This window comes from Kitasatospora sp. NPDC091257 (assembly GCF_044757675.1).
GTDB lineage: Bacteria > Actinomycetota > Actinomycetes > Streptomycetales > Streptomycetaceae > Kitasatospora > Kitasatospora lactacystinica.
Window position 1 is genome coordinate 1 of sequence record NZ_JBIVVI010001445.1, and the last position, 2,007, is coordinate 2,007.

2 protein-coding genes are annotated in these 2,007 nt (G+C 73.1%); both read left to right on the forward strand.

Annotated features, from left to right (window positions below; genetic code table 11):
* Window positions 1–755 (forward strand): phosphotransferase family protein (locus ACIQOV_RS39205; RefSeq protein ID WP_401055647.1); only part of this gene is annotated, 755 nt, incomplete at its 5' end.
* Between the two features lie 7 nt (window positions 756–762).
* Entirely contained in the window at window positions 763–1,989 is a 1,227-nt protein-coding gene (locus ACIQOV_RS39210; protein WP_401055649.1) for an acyl-CoA dehydrogenase family protein, read from the forward strand.
* Window positions 1,990–2,007 lie beyond the last annotated feature (18 nt).

Below are 2,007 nucleotides of genomic sequence, written 5' to 3' on the forward strand. Positions count from 1 at the left end.
CCCTGCTGCTCGATCCGGACACCGACACCCTCGGCGCCCCCTGGTACCTGATGGAGTACGTCCCCGGCACCGCCCACCGGGACGCCGCCCCGCTGGCCGCCCTCGGCGAACAGCGGGTGCACGCGCTCGGGCGCAGGCTGGTCGACACCCTCGCCACCCTGCACGGGATCGACCCGGCCGCCGTCGGCCTCGCCGACTTCGGCCGCCCGGAGGGCTACCTGGAGCGCCAGCTGCGCCGCTGGTCGAAGCAGTTGGAAGCCTCCCGCAGCCGCGACCTGCCCGACCTCGACCGCCTGCGCGCCGGGCTCGCCGAGCGGCTGCCGGTCTCGCCCGCGCCCGCGCTGGTGCACGGCGACTACCGGCTCGACAACGTCCTGGTCGACGCGGACGACACCATCGCCGCCGTCCTGGACTGGGAGATGTCCACCCTCGGCGACCCGCTCACCGACGTCGGCCTGCTGGTGATGTACACCGAACTCGCCGGCGTCGGCGGCGGCATCATCCCCTCCGCCATGACCGCCCCCGGCTTCCCGAAGCCCGACGAGATCGTCTCCTCCTACGCCGACGCGACCGGGCGCCGGGCGGAGGACCTCGACTGGTACGTCGCCTTCGCCTCGTTCAAGCTCGCCGCCGTCGCCGAGGGCATCCACTTCCGCTTCCGGCAGGGCCGCACCCTGGGCGCCGGCTTCGAGCGCGCCGGCGAGATGGCCCCGATCCTCGCCCGGTACGGCCTGAGCACCCTCAAGGAGAGCTGAGAACCCGATGGACTTCGCCTACGACGCCCGGACGAACGAGCTCCGCGAGCAGCTGCTCGCCTTCATGGACGAGCACGTGCACCCCGCCGAGCCCGTCCTCGCCGCCCAGCTCGCGGCCCGACTCGCCGACCCGGCCCGCGACCGGTGGGCCGTCCCCCCGGTCGTCGCCGACCTCCAGACCGAGGCCCGCAAGCAGGGGCTCTGGAATCTCTTCCTCCCCGGCGAGCCCGGCGCCGGCCTGACCAACCTCCAGTACGCCCCGCTCGCCGAAATCACCGGCCGCAGCATCCAGTTGGCCCCGCCCGCGCTCAACTGCGCGGCGCCCGACACCGGCAACATGGAGCTGCTCGCCCAGTTCGGCAGCGCCGAGCAGCGCGAGCGCTGGCTGCGCCCGCTGCTGGACGGCGCGATCCGCTCGGCCTTCGCGATGACCGAGCCCGAGGTGGCCTCCTCGGACGCCACCAACATCGCCACCCGGATCGAGCGGGACGGCGAGGAGTACGTCGTCAACGGCCGCAAGTGGTACATCACCGGGGCGATGAACCCCGATTGCCGGATCCTCATCGTGATGGGCAGGACCGACCCGGCGGCCGAACCCCACCGGCAGCAGAGCATGGTGCTCGTCCCGCGCGACACCCCGGGCGTGACCGTGCGGCGCGGCATGACGGTCTTCGGGTACGACGACGCCGACCACGGCGGCCACGCCGAGGTGCTGTTCGAGGACGTCCGCGTCCCGGTGGAGAACCTGATCGGCGAGGAGGGTACGGGCTTCGCCATCGCCCAGGCCCGGCTCGGCCCCGGCCGCATCCACCACTGCATGCGCGCCATCGGCATCGCCGAGCGGGCGCTGGAACTGATGTGCCGCCGGGCCGACGAGCGGGTGGCGTTCGGGAAGCCGCTGGCCGAGCAGGGCGTGGTGCAGGACTGGATCGCCGAGTCCCGGGTGCGGATCGAGCAGTTGCGGCTGCTGGTGCTGAAGACCGCCTGGCTGATGGACACCGTCGGCAACCGCGGTGCGCACACCGAGATCCAGGCGATCAAGATCGCCACCCCGCGCACCGTCGAGTGGATCCTCGACAAGGCCGTCCAGGCCCACGGCGCCGCCGGCGTCAGCCAGGACACCCCGCTCGCCCAGCTCTGGGCCGGCAACCGCACCCTGCGGCTGGCGGACGGCCCCGACGAGGTGCACAAGCGCTCGCTGGCCCGGAGGGAACTGCGCAAGTACCGGCGCTGACCCGTAGGGGTGTCATAC

What these genes read in the sequence shown, in the direction of transcription:
- ACIQOV_RS39210 (WP_401055649.1), top strand. Translation starts at nt 763, where the DNA reads ATGGACTTCGCCTACGACGCCCGGACGAACGAGCTCCGCGAGCAGCTG.